This window comes from Micromonospora maris AB-18-032, from assembly GCF_000204155.1.
Classification (GTDB): Bacteria; Actinomycetota; Actinomycetes; order Mycobacteriales; family Micromonosporaceae; genus Micromonospora; species Micromonospora gifhornensis.
In genome coordinates this window covers 4,152,961-4,171,817 of sequence record NC_015434.1, presented here as the reverse complement: position 1 = coordinate 4,171,817, position 18,857 = coordinate 4,152,961, and the positions used below count along the sequence as shown (strand labels likewise).

The window sequence follows — 18,857 nt, the reverse complement described above, 5'->3', positions numbered from 1 at the left end:
TTCGACAAGCGGAGGTTGATGATGACCGTGACGAAGCCGGACCAGGATGTCATTGATCTGCTCGTCGACCAGCATGAGCAGATCAGGTCGCTGTTCGCGGAGGTCAGGGAGAGCGAGGGGGAGGCCAAGCAGCAGGCCTTCCAGGATCTCGTACGCCTGCTGGCCGTGCACGAGAGCGCCGAGGAGCAGGTGGTGCATCCGGCGGCGCGGGCCGACGCGGGGGACGCGGTGGTCGACGCGCGGCTGCGGGAGGAGAGTGAGGCCAAGCGCGAACTCTCCGAGCTGTACGACATGGGTACCTCGGCGCCGGGGTTCGACGCCCGGTTCGCCGCGTTCGAGCAGGCGGTGCTGGAGCATGCGCGGCACGAGGAGCAGGAGGAGTTTCCGCAGTTGCGGCGCGACACCGATCCGCAGCGGCTGCGTCAGATGGCCGGTGCCGTGCGGGCTGCCGAGGCGATCTCGCCCACCCGGCCGCATCCGGCGGCGGGTGAGTCGCCGGTGAGCAACCTGCTGCTCGGGCCGCCGGTGGCGGTCTTCGACCGGATGCGGGACGCGGTCCGTGACTGGCGCCAGTCCCACGACAGCGAGCATCAGTCGCACGGCAGGTGACCTGAGGGTCGGGCGTGCGGGGGCACGTTCGTGCTCGATCCCGGATCGAGTGGCATCCCTACGGAGGTGAGGCCACTCGATCCGGGATCGAGCGTGATCATGGGGGTGGCCAGGTGGCTAGACCCAGGGAGCCACCGGGTACCAGGGGATGATCTCCCGGCGGGCGAGCAGGCGGACGTCCCAGTAGAGGAACATGAAGGCACCCGCGATGATGAACGCCACCGCGATGGTGGCGGCCAGTCGGGACGGCTTGGCGGCGAACCAGCGCTGGAGTCGGCTGCCGACGAACCAGCTCAGCAGCAGGAACATGATCGCCATGATCACGATGTTGCCGATCGACTGGAGGGTGAACGCGGCCGCACCGTACAGCGGGTTGCCGCTCTCGGCGGCGTCGCGGAACATCTGCCGGAACAGCGGGAACGGCCGTCCGATCAGGAAGCCGGCGATGAGCGCGCCCATGAAGACAAGCGGGGCGTTCGGGTAGCGCTGCGAGATCCGGGCGAACGGGTCCGGCACCACCTTCAACGCGGCAAGTCCCAGGTAGATCATGACCAGGCCGATGATGCCGTAGACGACCATGGACTGGATGCTGCGCGGTGACAGTGAGCCGGGCACGTTCGGCGCGGTGGAGAACTGCGGCATCGCGGTGCCGACCAGGCCGACGATCGCACCGTAGAGGGCGGAGATCGCGATCATGCCGACCGCCATCCAGCCGAGTGGACGCAGCGGTGCCAGGAAGCGGCTCATCCGGCTGTCGGCCGTGCCGGTCAGGGGAGCGAGAGCGCCGAAGGCGGCGATGTTGCAGGCGGTGAAGGTGCCGGCGACCCCGGAGACGAACGCGAAGATCACGCCCGCCACCGCCCCGCTGATCGGCGTTTCCTTCGCGTCGTGGCCCAGCAGGGTGTTGGCGACGTTGTCGCCGATTGTCGAATCGACGAATTCGGCGGACCAGACGACGGTGAGCAGGAACCCGCCCAGCAGGCTGAGCAGGATGATCAACCCGCGTCGGCGGGGGACGTCTCCGGGAGCGAACAGGGAGGTGGCGCGGGAGTCGGACGGTAGCTGGATCTTGTCGGCGGCCTGCGGAGGGCGGGTACGGCGTTCGGCCTGTGTCACGGAAAGACTCCTCAGCATCACAGAGGGTGAGGAATCGATGATGCTGGATTGTTCGAGCGTGCCGTTCTCTTGGATTGCGCTATGTCCTGCCGGGAAGGTCGATGGCGCAGGTCCGCCGAATCGGTGACACCACCCACCCCGGCTTGCATGGGTATGCGCCGTCGTGCATACTCTTCCTTGTGTCCAAGGTTCTGACCTCCCTGCCCATCGGTGAACGTGTCGGCATCGCCTTCTCCGGCGGCCTCGACACCTCGGTCGCGGTCGCGTGGATGCGCGACAAGGGCGCGATTCCCTGCGCCTACACGGCCGACATCGGCCAGTACGACGAGCCCGACATCGCCTCCGTGCCCGGCCGCGCCCTCAACTACGGCGCCGAGCTGGCCCGGCTGGTCGACTGCCGTGCCGCCCTGGTCGAGGAGGGGCTGGCGGCGCTGACCTGCGGCGCCTTCCACATCCGTTCGGGCGGGCGGGCCTACTTCAACACCACTCCGCTGGGCCGGGCGGTCACCGGGACGCTGCTGGTGCGGGCCATGGTCGAGGACGACGTTCAGATCTGGGGTGACGGCTCCACCTTCAAGGGCAACGACATCGAGCGGTTCTACCGCTACGGCCTGCTGGCCAACCCGCAGCTGCGCATCTACAAGCCGTGGCTGGACGCCGACTTCGTCACCGAGCTCGGCGGGCGCAAGGAGATGTCGGAGTGGCTGCTGGAACGCGACCTGCCGTACCGGGACAGCACCGAGAAGGCGTACTCCACCGACGCCAACATCTGGGGCGCCACGCACGAGGCGAAGACCCTGGAACACCTGGACACCGGCATCGAGACGGTCAACCCGATCATGGGCGTCCGGTTCTGGGACCTGTCGGTGGAGATCCCCACCGAGGACGTCACCATCGGCTTCGACCAGGGCCGCCCGGTGACGATCAACGGCAAGGAGTTCGCCAGCGCGGTCGACCTGGTGCTGGAGGCCAACGCCATCGGCGGCCGGCACGGGCTGGGCATGTCCGACCAGATCGAGAACCGGATCATCGAGGCCAAGAGCCGCGGCATCTACGAGGCCCCCGGCATGGCGCTGCTGCACGCCGCGTACGAGCGGCTGGTCAACGCCATCCACAACGAGGACACCCTGGCCAACTACCACAACGAGGGTCGTCGCCTGGGTCGGCTGATGTACGAGGGCCGCTGGCTGGACCCGCAGGCGCTGATGCTGCGCGAGTCGTTGCAGCGGTGGGTCGGCACGGCGATCACCGGTGAGGTGACGCTGCGGCTGCGCCGGGGCGAGGACTACTCGATCCTGGACACCACCGGCCCGTCCTTCAGCTACCACCCAGACAAGCTGTCGATGGAGCGTACCGAGGATTCGGCGTTCGGTCCGCAGGACCGCATCGGTCAGCTCACCATGCGTAACCTGGACATCGCCGACTCGCGGGCCAAGTTGGAGCAGTACGCGAACCTCGGCATGGTCGGCGGCGGATCCCCGCAGCGGATGGTCGGCGCCGCGCAGGCGGCCTCGACCGGGCTGATCGGCGCGATGCCGCAGGGTGGCGCCGAGGCGATCGCCTCCCGGGGCGTGGCCCCGGCGGAGGACGAGGCCCTCGACCGGGCCGCCATGGAGTTCGGCGTCGACTGACCGTCGCCGCCGGGACCGACTCGTCACCGGTCAGCCCTGTCGCGGCTGACCGGTGAAGTCGTCGGTGGACGAGACGGTCAGATGGTGACCACGATCTTGCCCGCCGGGTGCCCGGTGCGCAGATGGCGGATGGCGTCGGCCGCCTCGGCCAGCGGATAGCAGCGGTCGATCGGCGGGGTGAGTGCGCCCGAGGCGATGAGCTCGCGCAGTTCGTCGAGGTCCTCGCTGCGCTCCACGGCACTGACGTTGCGCAGGCGATGGCCGACGAACAGGGACAGCAGCGGTGCGCCGAACATCTGCCGGCCGTACCCGCCGAGCAGCCCACCCCGGGTGTACGTGCCACCGACCAGGGCCAGGGTGCCGCGTGGGGTGAGCGCACGGCGCATCAACGACAGCGGGCGGTCGCCGCCGGTGTCGATGACCACGTCGTACACCGGACCGTCCCGGTCGACCTCCTCGCGGGTGTAGTCGAGCACGTCGTCGGCGCCGAGGGAGCGGACGAGGTCGGCCTTGGCGGGGGCGCAGACGCCGGTGACGGTGGCACCGTACGCCTTGGCGATCTGCACCGCCTGTGATCCGACCCCGCCGGAGGCCCCGATCACCATGACCCGCTGCCCCGGACGCACCTTGCCGCTGTCACGTACGGCGCGCAACGCCGTCAACCCGGAGACCGGGGCCGCGGCGGCCTGGGCGAAGGACAGGTTCGCCGGCTTGTGGGCCAACCGCCGCGCAGAGGTGCTCGCGAACTCGGCGTACGACCCGCGCAGGCAGGTGCCGAACACCTCGTCGCCCGGGCGGAACCGGGTCACCCGGGCGCCGACCTCGGCCACCACGCCGGCCAGGTCCCGGCCGCGTACCGTCACCCGGGGTCGGCGCAGCCCGCTGGCCAGGCGCACCAGGTAGGGCTGACCGACCATGAAGATCCAGACTCCGGGGTCCACCGCCGCCGCGCGTACCTGCACGAGCACCTCGTCGTCGCCGACGCGGGGCCGGTCGACCTCGCCCAGCCGCAGTACGTCGGCCGGGCCGTAGCTGTCCTGAACGATGGCCCTCACGGTGCCACCTCCTCGGTGTCGGGGTACTGGAACACGTCGTCGAGCCGTACGCCGAACACCCGGGCGATCCGGAACGCCATCTCCAGGGAGGGGGAGTAGCGGCCCTGCTCGATGGCGATCACTGTCTGCCGGGTCACTCCGACCCGCTCGGCGAGATCGGCCTGGGTCATCTCGTCGTGGGCGAAGCGCAACGCCCGGATGTTGTTGGTGACGCGTGTCGGTTTCACCACTGCGGAACGCCCCTGCGGTAGACGATCACCTTCGCCAGGGAGCCGATCACGGCCGACAGGACGAAGCAGAGGTAGATGACGTTGGCGATCCAGAACCAGTCCCACTCGGCCATCGCCATGAGCAACGCCGACACCGCGCCGATGACCACGAACGCGTGGCCGACGTGGTCGCCGAGGCGCCCGATCTCCCGGTCGCGGTCATCCTTGACCCGCGAGGCCCGCGGACTGGCCATCCCCATCCCGATCTCGGCCACGATGCTCGCGACCATGGCCCCGCCCACCGTCCAGAGCAGCGCGCCGACATAGGGCACCGCGGTGAGCGACCCGCCGTCGTGCCGGCCCAGCACGACCGCCACATAACCGGCGTACGCGATCACGCTGACCACCAGCATGATCCACGCGCGTTTCTCCTCGTGCGTCACGACGACCTCCCCGAGGTAAAGAATCTTTGACATCCTCAGAGTAAGGCCTTCTTGACATCATGTCTAGAAAGCTTTACATAGCCGATCTTGTGGGCGGGCGAGACGTCGCGGAGGGCTCGGTGGTGCCAGTTCACCGCTGGTTCATCCGGAACGCAAAGCTGATTCATAGCCTCGCCCGCTTGGATGTGCTGGTCCCCGTCGTCACAGAGATCGGCCATGTCGTATGCGTTCGTGGCTCCGCCGGGCTGCGTCCCAGGCCCCAGACCCGCAGTCGTCCTCCCGGCCACAGTCGACCCCGCAGGTCGGGCCGGAGACCGGTGACGACCGGGGCGGGCATGCGCTGCGGGCGCCGAGCAGGTTGCACGCCTTCAACCGGTACGAGATCAAGTATCTGGTGCCGACCGGCGACGTCCCGGCGTTGCGCGAGCACTTCGCCGCCCGGATGGACCGCGACAGTCACGGCGGCGACACCGGGTACGGCGTGTGGAGCGTCTACTACGACACCGCTGAGTTGCGCTTCTACTGGGAGAAGATCGAAGGGCTGAAGTTCCGCCGCAAGCTGCGGGTGCGGCACTACGGCGAGGCGTCCACGGTCACCGACGACAGCATCGTGCACGTCGAGATCAAGCAGCGGGTCAACCGGGTCACCCAGAAACGGCGGGTGGCGTTGCCGTACCACCTGGCCCGTGACCTGTGCGACCGGCGACAGTTGGTCGAGCACACCCCGGAGCAGCGCGCCTTCCTCGACGAGGTGCTGGAACTGCTCTGCGGCCTGGACCTGCGGCCGGTGGCGATGACCGGCTACCAGCGCGAGGCGTTCATCGGCCGGGACGCCGACCTCGGCCTGCGGGTCACCCTCGACCACCGGGTACGCGGCCGGGACCGCGACTTCCACCTCGGCGCGGACGCCGAGAACCGGCTCATCGTGCCGGCGACGTTCTCCGTGCTGGAGATCAAGGCCAACGAGCGGGTGCCGTACTGGCTGACCGACCTGGCCGCCCGGACGAACCTGTCAATCGTCCGCATGTCGAAGTACTGCCAGAGCGTCGAGGCGTTCGGTCGCGCCCCCCGCTCCCTCTTCCACGTCCCCGACGACGCCGACCCGGCTGCCGCCGGCAGCCCGTTGAAAAGTGAGGTCTGAGCCCATGCCGTTCGAGTTCCAGGATCTGTCCGGCACCTTCAGTGTCGGCGACATCGCCCTGGCCCTGTCGCTGTCGTTCCTGCTCAGCGCCATGATCGGTTGGGTCTACCGGTTCACCCACCGCAACGTGTCGTACAGCCAGTCGTACGTGCAGACGCTTGTCATCCTCGGCATGCTCATCTCGCTGATCATGCTTGTCGTCGGCTCCAACATCGCCCGCGCCTTCGCCCTGGTGGGCGCGCTGTCGGTGGTGCGGTTCCGCAACGCCATCAAGGAGACCCGTGACGTCGGGTTCATCTTCCTGGTGATGGGCGTGGGCATGGCCTGTGGCACCCGCTTCTACCTGCTGGCGGTGGTCGCCGCCGTGACGATCAGCCTGATCATCGTGCTGATGTACCGCTTCAACTGGTTCGCCTCGAACGTCCAGCGTCAGGTGGTCAAGGTGCAGGTGCCGCCGACGGGCAGTCACACCACCCACATTCAGGACGTGCTGATCCGCTTCACCAGCGAATTCGAGCTGGTCAGCATGGAGACCATCCGGGGCGGCGCGCTGACCGAGATCATGTACACGGTGCGGTTGAAGAAGGGCACCGAGCCCGCCGACCTGATCAACGCGCTGGCCGAGCGGACCGGCGGCCAGCGGGTGACCGTGCTGACCGGCTACGACCAGACGGATCTGTGATGCGCTGGAAGCACCGGATTCCGGTCCGGATCCGGCACTACTGGAAGTTCCTGGCAGGCTGCCTCGCGTTCGCGCTGGTGCTCGCCGTGACGCTCAGCTCGGTGCCGATCCGCCCGTACGTGACAAGCACCAGCGCCAGCGGCGGTGACCTGGTCACCCAGAACATCGCCGGCACCGTCGACCTCTTCGACGAGACGGTCGCGCACCGCATCGAGCTGGTCTTCCGCGACGCCGACTACGAACGCATGCTGGACGCCTTCTACGCCGAGGGGGAGAAGGAGTACCTGGAGGCCGACCTGGTCATCGACGGCACCGCCATCCCGAGCGTCGGCATCCGACTCAAGGGCAACTCCACCCTGCGCAGCCTGACCCGCAACGGCCAGACTCCGCAACGCGGCGGCGGCCCGGACGGCCCCGAGGGCCCAGGCGGAACGGATGGTCAACGCTGGCCGGGCGGCCAGAACGGACCGCGCGGCCCCGGCTGGCCAGGCGGCCAGGCCGGGCCGGGTCAGTTCGGCCCGCCGGATGGTGTTCAGGGCCCGCCGGGTGGTGCTCAGGTCCCGCCCGGCGGGCAGACCGCGCCCGATGGCCAGGCTGGGCCCGGTGGCCAGGTCGCGCCCGGCGGGCTTTCGCGGACGTCGTTGCGAGCCGAGGAGCCGGAGACCTTGCCCTGGCTGATCCGCTTCGACGAGTACGTCGAGGGCCGCCGGTACCAGGGGCACCGCGAGATCGCGGTGCGCGTCGCCGGGATGGGCGGCGGGACCACCGTGCTCAACGAGGCGGTCACCCTCAACCTGCTCGCCGCCGCCGGCGAGGTGGCCCAGGAGTACGCCTACACCAGCTTCACGGTCAACGACCGGCCGACCACCGCCCGGCTGGTCGTGGAGCATCCCGACGAGCACTTCGCCGAGGACTTCGACACCGCGGGGGTGCTCTACAAGGCGCTGGCCACCAGCGAGTTCGCCGACCAGGGCGACGACCAGACCGCGTACGCCGACGACTTCAAGCAGATCACCATGAAGGGCAGCCAGGACCTGCAACCGGTCATCGACCTGATCAGGTGGGTCGACACGGCCAGCGACTCCGAGTTCGACGAGCAGCTCGCTGACCGGCTCGACGTGACGTCCTTCGCCCGGTACGTGGCCTGGCAGAACCTGCTGCTCAACTTCGACGACATGTCCGGTCCCGGCCGCAACTACTACCTCTGGTACGACCTGGGTGCGAAACGGTTCACGGTGATCGGCTGGGACCACAACCTGGCCTTCAGCGGCAGCGCCGAGCAGGGGCCGCACGAGCAGGGCCGGTTCGGCGGTGGCCGGAGCAACGCGGGCGGTGCCGGCCCTGGCGGTGCTGGCCCTGGCAATGGCGGCCCTGGCGGTGCTGGCCCTGGCGGTGCTGGCCCTGGCAATGGCGGTCCGGGCGGTGCCGGCCCTGGGGGTGGCGGCCACAAGCTCAAGGAACGCTTCCTGGCCAGCGAGAAGTTCACCCAGCTGTACGAGGACACGTACCGCGACCTCTATCAGCGGGTCTACGGCGACGGTGCGGCGTTGGCCGCGGTGGACGCGATCAGCGGGGTGCTGGCCACCGTGGACGGATACGACGCGTCGGCCGCCACCGGCGACGCGCAGCGCCTGCGTACCCTGATCGAGCAGCGCACCGCGAGCCTCGCCACCAACGAGGTGATCACCCGCAGCTGAGTCAGGGTCAGCCGCTTGTCGACCGGGACGACAGCAGCGTGTCGAGGGCGTTGAGCGTCCACGACCAGGATTCCTCGCTGTCGGGAACGCTGTGGCTGAACGCGCCACCCAGGTCCAGGCTGGCGAAGCCGTGGAACACGCTGCCGAGCAGGCGTACCGCATGGGTCTGCTCCGGCTCGCCCAGCCGGTAGCCGCGCAGGACCGCGCGGGCCAGTTGGGAGTGCCGGGGCCCGGCGCTGCCCGCTGCCGTCGCCGGGTCGAGTCGCAGTTGACTGGCGGCGTACCGGCCGGGGTGTTCGCGGGCGTAGTCGCGGTAGACGTTGCCGAGCGCGACCAGGGCGTCCTTGCCGGCCCGGCCGGCCACGGCCTCGGTGGCCCGGTCGGCCAGCTCGTTCAGCGCGAACAGCGCGATGCGCACCTTGAGGTCCTGGGTGCTGCGGATGTGCGCGTACAGGCTGGCCACCTTGACGCCGCAGCGCTGCGCCAGCGCGGAGGCGGTGACCTGGTCGAAGCCGACCTCGTCGGCCAGCTCCGCACCTTCGGCCGCCAGGCGCTGCGGGGTCAGTCCCAGCCGTGCCATGTTCCCTCCAGGGTCCGTGTGTCATGACACTCTTAATGACTTTGCCTAAAGTCTTTAGGAAAAATACCATGGCGTTATGGAAGCACTGACCGAGTCAGAGATCCGTGCCGCTTTCGTCAACTGCAGCAAGGGGGAGGCGAAGCGCCTGTTCGTGCCGCGCGACCTGGCCACTCGGCCCTGGGCCGACCTGGATTATCTGGGCTGGCGTGACCCGAAGGCGGAGGACCGCGCCTATCTGGTCACCGAGCAGGCGGGCCGCCCGACGGCGCTGGTCCTGCGCCGCCCGAGCGCGGCGGCCGGGCGGGGCAGTCGCAACATGTGCTCGATCTGCCTGACCTCCCCGGAGGCCGGGGTCAGCCTGCTCGTCGCTCCCAGGGCCGGTCGAGCCGGCCGGGACGGCGGTTCGGTGGGCACCTACCTGTGCAGCGACCTATCCTGCTCGCTCTACCTGCGCGGCAAGAAGGACGCCGGGGCGGGCGCGCGGCTGCACGAGACGATCAGCCTGGACGAGAAAATTGCCCGTACCACCACCAATTTGGCAGGCTTCATAGCGAAGGTGATGAACTGACCGGTTCGTCGTCACCTGCCGACTGGAAGGATGCGATCTTGTTCAGCACCACCCGCCGTACCCGTGCCGGTGTGCTCGCCGCCGCGGTGACGGCTGCGCTGCTCACCGCCTGCTCGACCGACACCCCGGCCGCGCCCGCGTCACCGGACACCTCGTCGGCCACCCCGCCGGGCACTCCGTCCGCCGCGCCGGTCGCCGTCGACTTCGGCCCACTGGAGCAGGAGTTCGACGCCCGCCTCGGCGTGTACGCCGTCGACACCGGCACCGGCCGCACGATCGAGCACCGGGCCGACGAGCGCTTCGCGTACGCCTCGACGTTCAAGGCCCTGGCCGCCGCCGCGGTGCTGAAGGCGACCACCGCCGAGGAACTGGACCAGGTCGTCCGCTACTCCCGCGACGACCTGGTCACCTACTCGCCGATCACCGAGCAGCACGTGGCGACCGGCATGACGCTGCGCGCGATCGCCGACGCGGCGGTGCGCTACAGCGACAACACCGCCGGCAACCTGCTCTTCGACCGCCTCGGCGGTCCGGCCGGCTTCAAGCAGGCACTGCGCGACATCGGCGACGACGTCACCGAGCCGGCGCGGATCGAGACGGCCCTCAACGCGGCCACTCCGGGCGACGTCCGCGACACCAGCACGCCCCGCGCGCTGGCCACCTCGCTGCGGGCGTACGCGGTCGACGACGCGCTCCCCACCGAGGACCGGGACGTGCTTGTCGACTGGCTCAAGCGCAACACCACCGGGGAGAAGGTGATCCGGGCCGGCACGCCCGACGGCTGGGTGGTCGGCGACAAGACCGGCTCCGGCGGCTACGGCACCCGCAACGACATCGCGGTGATCTGGCCGCCGGACCGGGAGCCCATCGTGCTGGCCGTGCTCTCCAGCCGGGACGCCGAGGACGCCGGCACGGACGACGCCCTTCTCGCCCGTGCCGCCGAACTCACCCTGAACGCCCTGCGCTGAGACGCGGATCAGGGCGCGGCGGGGCCGGTCAGGTCGAAGTGCGCGGTGACCGGCGCGTTGCGCACCCGCAGTGTCCGGGCGTCGTCGATGCCGGCGGCGTTCGGATACCAGCGGCTCGGCGTGTACACGCAGTCGCAGCGCAGCAGCACCCGTTGCCCGGGCAGCAGCCGCAGCAGGTAGTTCTCGGCGGCGTCGGCCACACCCACTACCTCGCCGGTGCGCGCGTGGAAGGCGACGACCTGCGAGTAGAACGGCATCTCGGCGGTGGTGATCGTGCCGCTGACCACCGTGCCAGCGGTGAGGGCCGTATCGGCGGTGACGGTGGCACCGGCGCGTACCCGCACCGTGGTGGCCCGCAGCCGGTCGGCGGTCGCCCCGGACCACTGGCTGGCCAGCCCGTAACCGCTGAAGTACAACGGCCAGCGGTACGGCCCGAGGCCGGTCATCGTGTAGCGGCCGTCGTCGTCGGTGAGCACGCCCTGACTGCCGTACTTGGGGTGCTGGATCTCCGGCAGCAGCAGTACGGCGGCAGCGGACACCGGGGTGCCGTCCGCGACCCGGGTCACTCGGCCGGTCACCGTGCCGGGCGGGTCGAGGCGTACCCGGGGTGTGGTGACGACCCGGCCCGGTCGCACGTGGATGATCGCCGCCCGCTCCCGCTGACCCGTGCCGCCGTGCGGGCCGACCCACTGCGCGCCGTACCGGGCGCTGTCGTAGGGGCGGGCCAGCAGGTGGTAGCGGCCAGGTGCCACGTCAGTGCTGACCACCGGGCCGCCGTCGAGGTCGGAGCAGCCGCCGGACCGGCCCTGCTGCACCTCGCCCAGGCCCACGACGGTGAGCGGGTCACGGTCGGCGGGAACCAGGTTGAGGCAGGCCCGCGCGGCGGCGCCGGTGACGGCGTCCCGGACGACGGTACGCACCTCGCCGGTGCCGGCCGTGCCGGGTTTCCCGGCGGCGACATGTTGACCGCCGAGGCCGGCACTGGCAGGTCGGCTGCCGGGGAGGGCACTGGCAGGTTGGCCGCCGGGGACGGCGCTGGCCGGTTGGGTGGCGGCGGCGGGCAGCGGATGGCCGAGCCCGATGAGGAGCGCGAGGGCGGTGAACGCGACGGCGGGACGTGACAGCGACATCGGCGGATCCTCTCGACCCGGCGGAGGGAAACGCACTCACCGTAATCGTTGTATCCCCACCGTCACGCAGAGTGTCAGGAGTCGGTCAGGGGATCGGCCACTCGTGCACCGGGCGGTTGCTGTGCATCAGCTCCACATAGTGCCGGACGACCTCGCGCAACGCCGTCGGCCGGTCGAGCTGGTCGGTCGACTCCAGCCGGTGCAGGGTGGCGATCTGCCAGGTCGCGCCGTTGCGTCCGGTCAGGCACCGTTGCTCGATGATGCCCAGCAGGCGGTCCCGCTCGTCCGGATCCAGACCCCACCGGTCCAGGCCGTACTGCGCCAGCGGCAACAGCCGCCGCAGCACCAGCTCGGTGACGGGCAGGTAGCCCAGGCCCGGCCAGAAGACGTGCGCGTCGATGCCGTGTCGGGCGCAGGTGTTGAAGTTCTCCTCGGCGGCGCTGAACGACATCTGCGACCACAGTGGCCGGTCGGCCTCGGCCAGTGCCCGGACCAGTCCGAAGTAGAACGCCCCGTTGGCGACCGTGTCCAGCACGGTCGGCCCGGCAGGCAGCACCGGTTCTCCACCCGCAGGTGCGGGCGACCCCGGAACACGTCGTAGACCGGCCGGTTCCACCGGTAGACGGTGCCGTTGTGCAGCCGCAACTCGGCAAGCGTCGGCACGCCACCGCTGGCGAGGGTCTCCGACGGGTCCTCCGCATCGCAGACCGGCAGCAGCGCCGGGAAGTACCGCACGTTCTCCTCGAACAGATCGAACACCGAGGTGATCCACCGTTCACCGAACCACACCCGAGGGCGTACGCCCTGGGTCTTGATCTCCTCGGCGCGGGTGTCGGTGGCCTGCTGGAACAGCGGGATGCGGGTCTCGCGCCACAGCTCCCGGCCGAAGAACAGCGGCGAGTTCGCGCCGAGCGCCACCTGGACCCCGGCGATGGCCTGGGCCGCGTTCCAGTAGTCGGCGAACTGGTTCGGCCCGACCTGGACGTGGAACTGGGTGCTGGTGCAGGCCGCCTCCGGCGTGATGGTGTCGGCGGTGACCGCCAGCCGTTCCACCCCGTTGATGGCGATCCGCAGGTCCTCACCCCGGGCCGCGAAGATCTGCTCGTTGAGCAATGCGTACCGGGGGTTCGCCGACAGGGCGGCCGCGGTCAGATGCTCGGGCAGCACGGTCGGCAGGATGCCGATCATCACCAGGTGCGCGCCGACCGTGCGGGCCCGTTGGTCGGCGGCGTTGAGGGTGGCCCGGAGGTGCTCCTCGAACTCGACCGTGCCGGTGCCGTTCAGCCGGCGGGGCGTCACGTTGATCTCGATGTTGAACTGGCCCAACTCGGTCTGGAAGCTCGGATCGGCGATCGCCTGCAGCACATCGGCGTTGCGCATCGCCGGCATCGAGTTCTCGTCGACCAGGTTCAACTCGATTTCCAGGCCGGTCATCGGTCGTTCGATCTCGAAGCGGGACTCGCGCAGCATCTCGGCGAAGACGTCGAGGCAACGGCGCACCTTGTCCCGGTAGCGAGCCCGATCCTGGCGGCTGAACGTCTGTACGCCGACTTCCTCGCCCATGGTCACCACCTTGTCACCACTGGTACCCCCAACGTCGCATGTCCATGCACTCTGTGAAAAGTCCTGACGTCCGGTTACCCACCATCCGGTACGCGGTGACCCGCGTCGCCTCTGCGCCAGGCAGCCCGAGCCGCACCGCCGCCGGCATTACCATGGCCGTCGTGCGTGACAAGGTGACCCGGTTGTTCGTGGTGGCGGCGATCGCGGAGGCGATCTCCTGGGCCGGCCTGCTCGCCGGCATGGCGGCCAAGTACGGCCCGCCCGGCAACGAACTGGGGGTGCAGATCTTCGGCCCGATCCACGGCGCGCTCTTCGTGATCTACGGGGCGCTGGTGCTCGCGGTGGCCCGGGTACGCCGGTGGAGCCTGCTGGCCGCGGTCGTGGCGCTGGCCTGTGCGGTGCCGCCGTTCGCCACCATCGCCTTCGAGCGCTGGGCCCGTCGGCGCGGCATGCTGGACACCACCGAGCCGGTCCGCGAGCCCGCCCCGGTCGGCTGACCCGGCCGCCTTCGGCGGCAGCGAGGGCTCAGGTGAGCGCGGTGCAGGCGGCCAGCCCGGCGAGCAGCAGCGCACCCAGCACGGCCTGCAACAGCAGTGGCGGCCCGAGATGCGACCACATGGTCGCGGTACGCGGACGCAACAGCTGACCGGTGGTCAGGTTGACGATCCGTTCGATCTTCGGCGGCAGGTCGGGGTCGCCCTGGTCGCGCAGCGTCAACTGGACCAGGTCGGCCGGATGCAGCGCGCTCTGCGGCAGGTGCCCGTGCAGCTCGACCTCGTACAGCCGGCCGTTGTCGTCGCGCAGCCGGATCGGGGTGACCAGGTACTCCGGGCCCTTCTTCAGCTCCTTGAACTTGCGTCGGCCGGTGCCCGAACCGGCGGAGAGCGCGGCGCGCACCAGCTTGGCGAGCAGACCGACCACCCCCGCCGCGGCCAGCACCATCACCAGCACCGGCTGTCCCACCCGTACCTCCCGGGGGTAGCCGTCCATCAGGCGGGCGACCCGGGCGGTGAGGATGCGGCCGGTGGGGTGGAGGCTGCGCCGGGAATACGATGTCACGTCCATTTCCACCACCCTGAGTCCGCATCCGTGCACAGATCGTATCGACCCTTCGGGTTGAACGGCGTGAATGAAATCCGGTCACGCGGTGACAGGCAGGTGACATGCCGGGTGAGGCGGGTAAGCGCGGGGCCGAGCTGGAAAGGGGTCGAGCATGCAGCTGTCCTTCCTGCGCCCGCTCTACGACCGTCCCGGGCCGTGGTGCTCGGTCTATCTGGACGCCTCCCTGGACACGGAGGACGCACACGCGGCGCTCGATCTGCGCTGGCGTGACCTGCAACGCCGACTGGCCGAGCAGGGCGCCGACGAGCCGACCGTCGCCGCGATCGACCGGGTGATCCGGGGTCACGACCCGATGCCCGGCGACTACGGGCTGGCCGTGTTCGGCACCCGGGGCCGGGTGGTGCTCTCCGAGTACCTGTCCGCCCCGCCGCGCCGCGACCTGGCCGCGTACGCGCCACTGCCGCACGTGATGCCGTTGCTGGCCCAGCGCGGCGAGCAGGTGGCCTGGGTACGGGTTGTCGCCGACCGCACGGGTGCCGACGCGATGTCGGTAAGCGCCGGCGGCGTACCGCGTCGGGCCCACGTCGTCGGCCGGGAGAGCCACCAGCTGCGTCGGGTCCAGCCCGGCGGCTGGTCGCAGTCGCGCTACCAGCGGGCGGCGATGGAGGCGTGGCACCACAACGCCGGTGACGTCACCGCGGCGACCGTGGAACTGGCCGAACGGGTCGGTGCCGAAGTGGTCGTGGTGGCCGGCGACGTCCGCGCCACCGGCATGATCGCGGCACAGATGCCCGACCGCTGGCAGGACATGGTGGTGCGTACCGACGCCGGCTCACGGGCCGGGGGTGCCGACCAGACCCTGCTGGACGATCTCACCGTGCAGACCATCGCCGAGGTCGCCGACCAGCGGATCAGCGCGGCGCTGGACCGCTTCGGCATGCAGGAGGACGTCGGGGCCGGACTCGACGCCGTGGTGGCCGCGTTGCAACGCAACCAGGTCGACACCATGCTGATCGTGGACGACCCGTCCGCCGACGGCGAGCTGTGGATCGGCCCCGCCGCCACCGACATCGCCACCGAGCCGGGTCAGCTTCCCGGCGTCGGCGACCTGGAGCGGGTACGCGCCGACGCGGCGCTGGTCCGCGCCCTGGTCGGCACCGACGCCGAGCTGACCGTGCTCGGCCCCGACGAGGCCCCGCAGCTGACCGACGGCGTCGGCGCGGTACTGCGGTACGTCGACCCGTCCACGCCGGGACGGGGCGGTGCCTGACCCGCGTCTGGCACAGACGGCGGTGCCCGATCCGTATCCGGCGGAGACGGCGATACCCGACCCGCATCTGGCGGAGACGGTTGTCGCGCGGCTCGCGGCCTGGCGGGTACCACGGGTGTTCGGCATCGCGGGGGAGCCGGTCGCGGCGCTGGTCGAGGCGTTGCACTCGGCCGGTGGCGAACCCGAATTCGTGCCCGTACGCCACGGTGAGAGCGCGGCGTCCATGGCGATCGGGCATGCCCGGCTCACCGGCGGGGTCGGCGTCTGCCTGAGCCCCGCCGGCCCGGCCGCGTTCGGCCTGCTGGCCGGCCTCGACGCCGCCCGGCGGGCCACGCTGCCCGTCCTGGCGATCATCGACGGGGTCGACGGGGTCAGTGGTGGCGATGGGGCCGGTGGGGTCGACCAGATGCTCGCCGGGCTGTGTCGGCAGGTGTGGCACCTTGATGACCTGCGGCGTGTTCCGGCCCTGGTGGACGCGGCGGTTCGCGGCGCGCTGGCCGGTCACGGCCCCGCCTGCCTGCTGCTCCCCGGCACCTCGGGTCGGCCCTCGGCACTGGCGGAGGTCAGTGCCGAAAGCGTCGCTGTCGATCCGGGCCGACCGCCGGCGGTTCCGCAGGTTGGTGCCGGGATGGTCTTCGTCGAATCGACCCGACCGCTGGCCGCTCCGGATGCCGGGACGGTCTTCGTCGACTCGGTCCCACCGTCGGTCGTTCCGGAGGTCGACGCTGAGCCTGACTTCACCGAATCGGGGCGACCATCCGCCGTTGCGGGGGTCGACATCGGGTTGGTCGTCGACGAGCTTTCCGCCCGTGTACCGCCGGAGGCCGCCGTGACGATGGACGGTGCGCCCGGCCTGAGCCGCCACGCCAGCCGCCTGCCGCCTGGCATCGCCGTACTGGCCTGCGACGCCCACGAGGTCTCCGGGGCCGCGCTGCCGTACGCCGTGGCCGTCAAACTGGTCGACCCGCAGCGGCCGGTGCTCGCACTGCTCACCGACGACGGCATGCGGTCACACGGACTCTCCGAGCTGGTCACCATCGCCCGGGACTGGCCGCACTGGCCCGACCCGAGGCTGGTGGTGCTGGTTCTCAACACCCGGGCCGGCTACCCCGGGCGTCAGGTGGCCGACGACGTGCCGTACGCGGGCTGGGCCCGGCTGCTGGGCCTGCGCGGCGTACGCGTCGACCGCCCGGAGCTGGTCGGCCCAGCCTGGGACGAAGCCCTCGCCGCCGACCGCCCCTGCCTGCTGGACCTGATCGTCACCCCCCACTCCTCTCCCTGACCCCCCCTCCCCTCACACACCCCTCCCCACCCCCGCGCGATCTTGCGCTTGTGGTCGCCTTTTCGCGGCATTCACACCCTTTATCCCGACACCAAGTGCATGATCGCCGCGTAGAGGGGTGTGGGGGAGGGGTGTGGGGAGGGTGTGTCGGGGTTGTCGGGAACGGTCAAGATCAGAGGGTTGATGCCGGTCGGTGGGGTGATGCCCTGTTTAACCGGCAAGTGGGCGGGAAGCCGGGCTGCGTGAGCGAACGGGGCAGGGTGGGGCCGGTGCGTAAGGTGCGTCGGGAAATCACGGCGTCGGGCGCCGGATTGACCGGCGACCGGATCGTCGCGACGGGCAGTACCGCCCGGATCCTCGTCGCGGCCATCGCCCGGGCCCTGCGGGGGGCGGACTGCGCCGACATCAGCCATGTGGGGCCGGCGTCGCGGTTCGTGGGTACGCCCGATCCGGTCCGTCGGGCGGTGGCCATCCGCTCGGCCGGTCGGGTGGCCCTGACCGCCGGACAGGCGGCGGAGCTGGACGCGGGTCAGGTCGCCGAGTGGTTCGTCGGGCAGTATCCGAGCGGCCGCTATCCGGGCGTGTTGCTGGGCTCGCCGCACGGTGCCGCCGCACATCTGGCGGTGGCGCTGGGGGTGCCGTGGCTGCCCGCCGGGTTCGAGATGATCGCGCACTGGCCGAAGGGGTCCGTGGATCGGCCCCTTGCGGCCCTGGACCATGGTGCCGGGCTCGCCGGTCGGATGCTCGCCGGCAACCCCGACCTGCACCTACGGCAGGTGCACTGCCCGGCCAGCCGGGGTGCCCTGGCGGCGGCGACGGTGGCGCTGGCCGGGCGGTGGCACCGGCTACCGCAGGCGTACCGGCGCTTTCTCGCCGACCGGCTGGAACCAGGGGCACCGGTGATGGTGCTGCGTGACACGCGGACCTGGCCGGTGTACGAGGCCGCCGACGGCCACAGCTTCCAGGTGGGCTGCCCGGCCAGTGGACTCGATCCGGTGGACTTCCACCCCGACAGCCACACCCTGCGTCAGGTGCTGCGTTCCGCCGGTGGCGACGGGTCGCACTGGGAACCACCGGAGATCTCCACTCCGCCGGGTGTCGCCGAGCACGGGGTGGAGCCCGGTTTCGACCGTGACGTCGCCCAGTGGACGACCCGCGAGGGACATCCCCTGCGTCAGATTGTCGTCCCCGCGCCGGCCGCGTTGAGCGCGGCCACCGCCGACCTGTACCGCCGCTGGCTGCGGGCCGCCGGCAAGACCGGGAACCGGCTGGTGGTCGAGTGCGGCCGGCTGCTCGACCCCTGGCAGGTGGTACGCGCCGGGCTGGTGCCGTACTGGTGCGAGAACGCGACCCGTCGGTGCGTGGAGCAGGCCGAGTGGTGGTTGGCCGGCAGCGAAGCGTTCAGTTCGGTGGACGTCCTGCCCGAGCCGCCGGGTGTGCGGTCACCGGCGCTCGCCGGGCTGCCGCAATGGCTGGCCGTCGCCGGCTTCGGACGCCGCCGTCGGGCCCTGGACCGTTCGGCGGCCCGGGGGTACCCGGTCACCTCGGTACCCACCCGCCGGGCCACCGAGGTGCTCCGTGCCCAACCGTACGACCTGCCCACTCCGCCGCGGATCGAGGTGACGGACGCCCTCGCCGCGTTGCGGGACAGCGGCGCCCCGCACGGCCTGCTGGTCTGTTGACACCAGGCTGGCGAAACATCCTCGCGAAGCCGCGATCCCGTGATTGAGTACCTACGGAGCGGGAACACCGCCGGCTGCGACAAGCTGATCACCTTGGCGTGGCACGGGGCCGACGCCCGTTTCGATCCCAGTCATGTAACCCACTGAGCCGGCCTGCGCGTGTCCACGC

At 70.6% G+C, this 18,857-nt stretch carries 18 protein-coding genes and 1 pseudogene; 11 read left to right on the top strand and 8 right to left on the bottom strand.

Translation table 11 applies throughout. The features are described from left to right. Positions 1-21: 21 nt before the first annotated feature. Positions 22-609 (top strand): hemerythrin domain-containing protein, encoded by a 588-nt coding sequence (locus VAB18032_RS18485; protein ID WP_013734406.1) that lies wholly within the window; start codon positions 22-24, stop codon positions 607-609. Positions 610-726: 117 nt separating this feature from the next. Here VAB18032_RS18485 and VAB18032_RS18480 read toward each other — a convergent pair whose 3' ends face one another. After that, the gene (locus VAB18032_RS18480) at positions 727-1,725 is read right to left on the bottom strand and encodes a sulfite exporter TauE/SafE family protein (protein ID WP_013734405.1); all 999 of its coding nucleotides are present in this window, start codon (positions 1,723-1,725) and stop codon (positions 727-729) included. A gap of 179 nt (positions 1,726-1,904) precedes the next feature. Between VAB18032_RS18480 and argG the strand changes: the two genes are divergently transcribed. Beyond that, positions 1,905-3,356 carry an argininosuccinate synthase gene (gene argG / locus VAB18032_RS18475; protein ID WP_013734404.1) on the top strand — a complete coding sequence of 484 codons (1,452 nt, stop codon included), beginning with the start codon at positions 1,905-1,907 and terminating at the stop codon, positions 3,354-3,356. A 77-nt stretch (positions 3,357-3,433) separates the two neighbouring features. Here argG and VAB18032_RS18470 read toward each other — a convergent pair whose 3' ends face one another. From VAB18032_RS18470 to VAB18032_RS18460, 3 genes are read right to left on the bottom strand one after another with little or no spacing between them, the layout of a single operon-like run. Further along, entirely contained in the window at positions 3,434-4,411 is a 978-nt protein-coding gene (locus tag VAB18032_RS18470) for an NAD(P)-dependent alcohol dehydrogenase (protein WP_013734403.1), read from the bottom strand. Continuing rightward, a complete protein-coding gene (locus VAB18032_RS18465) occupies positions 4,408-4,641 on the bottom strand; it encodes a helix-turn-helix transcriptional regulator (protein ID WP_013734402.1) in 234 nt (77 codons plus the stop codon). The genes VAB18032_RS18470 and VAB18032_RS18465 overlap by 4 nt, the downstream gene beginning before the upstream one ends. Beyond that, on the bottom strand, positions 4,635-5,063 hold the full coding sequence (locus VAB18032_RS18460; RefSeq protein ID WP_013734401.1) for a hypothetical protein: 429 nt from the start codon (positions 5,061-5,063) through the stop codon (positions 4,635-4,637). Before VAB18032_RS18460 ends, VAB18032_RS18465 begins: the two co-directional genes overlap by 7 nt. A gap of 223 nt (positions 5,064-5,286) precedes the next feature. On the opposite strand from VAB18032_RS18460, the gene VAB18032_RS18455 reads away from it, so the two are divergent. From VAB18032_RS18455 to VAB18032_RS18445, 3 genes are read left to right on the top strand one after another with little or no spacing between them, the layout of a single operon-like run. Beyond that, on the top strand, positions 5,287-6,204 hold the full coding sequence (locus VAB18032_RS18455; RefSeq protein WP_013734400.1) for a polyphosphate polymerase domain-containing protein: 918 nt from the start codon (positions 5,287-5,289) through the stop codon (positions 6,202-6,204). A 4-nt stretch (positions 6,205-6,208) separates the two neighbouring features. Beyond that, positions 6,209-6,886, top strand: a complete 678-nt coding sequence (locus tag VAB18032_RS18450) for a DUF4956 domain-containing protein (protein WP_013734399.1) — start codon at positions 6,209-6,211, stop codon at positions 6,884-6,886. After that, positions 6,886-8,583 (top strand): CotH kinase family protein, encoded by a 1,698-nt coding sequence (locus VAB18032_RS18445; protein ID WP_013734398.1) that lies wholly within the window; start codon positions 6,886-6,888, stop codon positions 8,581-8,583. Before VAB18032_RS18450 ends, VAB18032_RS18445 begins: the two co-directional genes overlap by 1 nt. Before the next feature lie 7 nt (positions 8,584-8,590). Here the strand turns inward: VAB18032_RS18445 and VAB18032_RS18440 are convergent, their stop codons facing one another. Further along, positions 8,591-9,163 (bottom strand): TetR/AcrR family transcriptional regulator, encoded by a 573-nt coding sequence (locus VAB18032_RS18440; RefSeq protein ID WP_013734397.1) that lies wholly within the window; start codon positions 9,161-9,163, stop codon positions 8,591-8,593. A gap of 76 nt (positions 9,164-9,239) precedes the next feature. Here VAB18032_RS18440 and VAB18032_RS18435 point away from each other — a divergent pair, with 76 nt between their 5' ends. Next, positions 9,240-9,731: an FBP domain-containing protein gene (locus VAB18032_RS18435; RefSeq protein ID WP_013734396.1), complete on the top strand. Its 492-nt coding sequence runs from the start codon at positions 9,240-9,242 to the stop codon at positions 9,729-9,731. 38 nt (positions 9,732-9,769) lie between these two features. After that, positions 9,770-10,699, top strand: a complete 930-nt coding sequence (gene bla, locus VAB18032_RS18430) for a class A beta-lactamase (protein ID WP_013734395.1) — start codon at positions 9,770-9,772, stop codon at positions 10,697-10,699. 8 nt (positions 10,700-10,707) lie between these two features. Here bla and VAB18032_RS33215 read toward each other — a convergent pair whose 3' ends face one another. Together VAB18032_RS33215 and VAB18032_RS18420 are read right to left on the bottom strand one after the other, a co-directional pair. Next, positions 10,708-11,829: a carboxypeptidase-like regulatory domain-containing protein gene (locus VAB18032_RS33215; protein WP_013734394.1), complete on the bottom strand. Its 1,122-nt coding sequence runs from the start codon at positions 11,827-11,829 to the stop codon at positions 10,708-10,710. 85 nt (positions 11,830-11,914) lie between these two features. Continuing rightward, positions 11,915-13,392: pseudogene (locus VAB18032_RS18420) on the bottom strand (glutamate-cysteine ligase family protein). Positions 13,393-13,544: 152 nt separating this feature from the next. On the opposite strand from VAB18032_RS18420, the gene VAB18032_RS18415 reads away from it, so the two are divergent. Then, a complete protein-coding gene (locus VAB18032_RS18415; protein WP_013734393.1) occupies positions 13,545-13,889 on the top strand; it encodes a DUF3817 domain-containing protein in 345 nt (114 codons plus the stop codon). Between the two features lie 28 nt (positions 13,890-13,917). On the opposite strand, the gene VAB18032_RS18410 is transcribed toward VAB18032_RS18415, so the two are convergent. Further along, positions 13,918-14,457, bottom strand: coding sequence for a hypothetical protein (locus tag VAB18032_RS18410; protein ID WP_013734392.1), 540 nt, complete (start codon positions 14,455-14,457; stop codon positions 13,918-13,920). 148 nt (positions 14,458-14,605) lie between these two features. Between VAB18032_RS18410 and VAB18032_RS18405 the strand changes: the two genes are divergently transcribed. The 3 genes from VAB18032_RS18405 to VAB18032_RS18395 all read left to right on the top strand — a co-directional run bounded on the left by VAB18032_RS18405 (position 14,606) and on the right by VAB18032_RS18395 (position 18,688). After that, on the top strand, positions 14,606-15,724 hold the full coding sequence (locus VAB18032_RS18405; protein WP_013734391.1) for a baeRF2 domain-containing protein: 1,119 nt from the start codon (positions 14,606-14,608) through the stop codon (positions 15,722-15,724). Beyond that, the gene (locus VAB18032_RS18400) at positions 15,717-17,006 is read left to right on the top strand and encodes a thiamine pyrophosphate-binding protein (RefSeq protein WP_013734390.1); all 1,290 of its coding nucleotides are present in this window, start codon (positions 15,717-15,719) and stop codon (positions 17,004-17,006) included. The genes VAB18032_RS18405 and VAB18032_RS18400 overlap by 8 nt, the downstream gene beginning before the upstream one ends. Positions 17,007-17,275: 269 nt before the next feature. Beyond that, positions 17,276-18,688: a hypothetical protein gene (locus VAB18032_RS18395; RefSeq protein WP_013734389.1), complete on the top strand. Its 1,413-nt coding sequence runs from the start codon at positions 17,276-17,278 to the stop codon at positions 18,686-18,688. The last annotated feature ends 169 nt before the right edge of the window (positions 18,689-18,857 follow it).

Excerpts from the sequence above, each read along its gene's own strand:
- VAB18032_RS18485 (WP_013734406.1), top strand. The coding sequence starts at position 22 with ATGACCGTGACGAAGCCGGACCAGGATGTCATTGATCTGCTCGTCGAC.
- VAB18032_RS18455 (WP_013734400.1), top strand. The coding sequence starts at position 5,287 with ATGCGTTCGTGGCTCCGCCGGGCTGCGTCCCAGGCCCCAGACCCGCAG.
- VAB18032_RS18450 (WP_013734399.1), top strand. The coding sequence starts at position 6,209 with ATGCCGTTCGAGTTCCAGGATCTGTCCGGCACCTTCAGTGTCGGCGAC.
- VAB18032_RS18445 (WP_013734398.1), top strand. The coding sequence starts at position 6,886 with ATGCGCTGGAAGCACCGGATTCCGGTCCGGATCCGGCACTACTGGAAG.
- VAB18032_RS18440 (WP_013734397.1), bottom strand. The coding sequence starts at position 9,163 with ATGGCACGGCTGGGACTGACCCCGCAGCGCCTGGCGGCCGAAGGTGCG.
- VAB18032_RS18435 (WP_013734396.1), top strand. The coding sequence starts at position 9,240 with ATGGAAGCACTGACCGAGTCAGAGATCCGTGCCGCTTTCGTCAACTGC.
- VAB18032_RS33215 (WP_013734394.1), bottom strand. The coding sequence starts at position 11,829 with ATGTCGCTGTCACGTCCCGCCGTCGCGTTCACCGCCCTCGCGCTCCTC.
- VAB18032_RS18415 (WP_013734393.1), top strand. The coding sequence starts at position 13,545 with ATGGCCGTCGTGCGTGACAAGGTGACCCGGTTGTTCGTGGTGGCGGCG.
- VAB18032_RS18410 (WP_013734392.1), bottom strand. The coding sequence starts at position 14,457 with ATGGACGTGACATCGTATTCCCGGCGCAGCCTCCACCCCACCGGCCGC.
- VAB18032_RS18405 (WP_013734391.1), top strand. The coding sequence starts at position 14,606 with ATGCAGCTGTCCTTCCTGCGCCCGCTCTACGACCGTCCCGGGCCGTGG.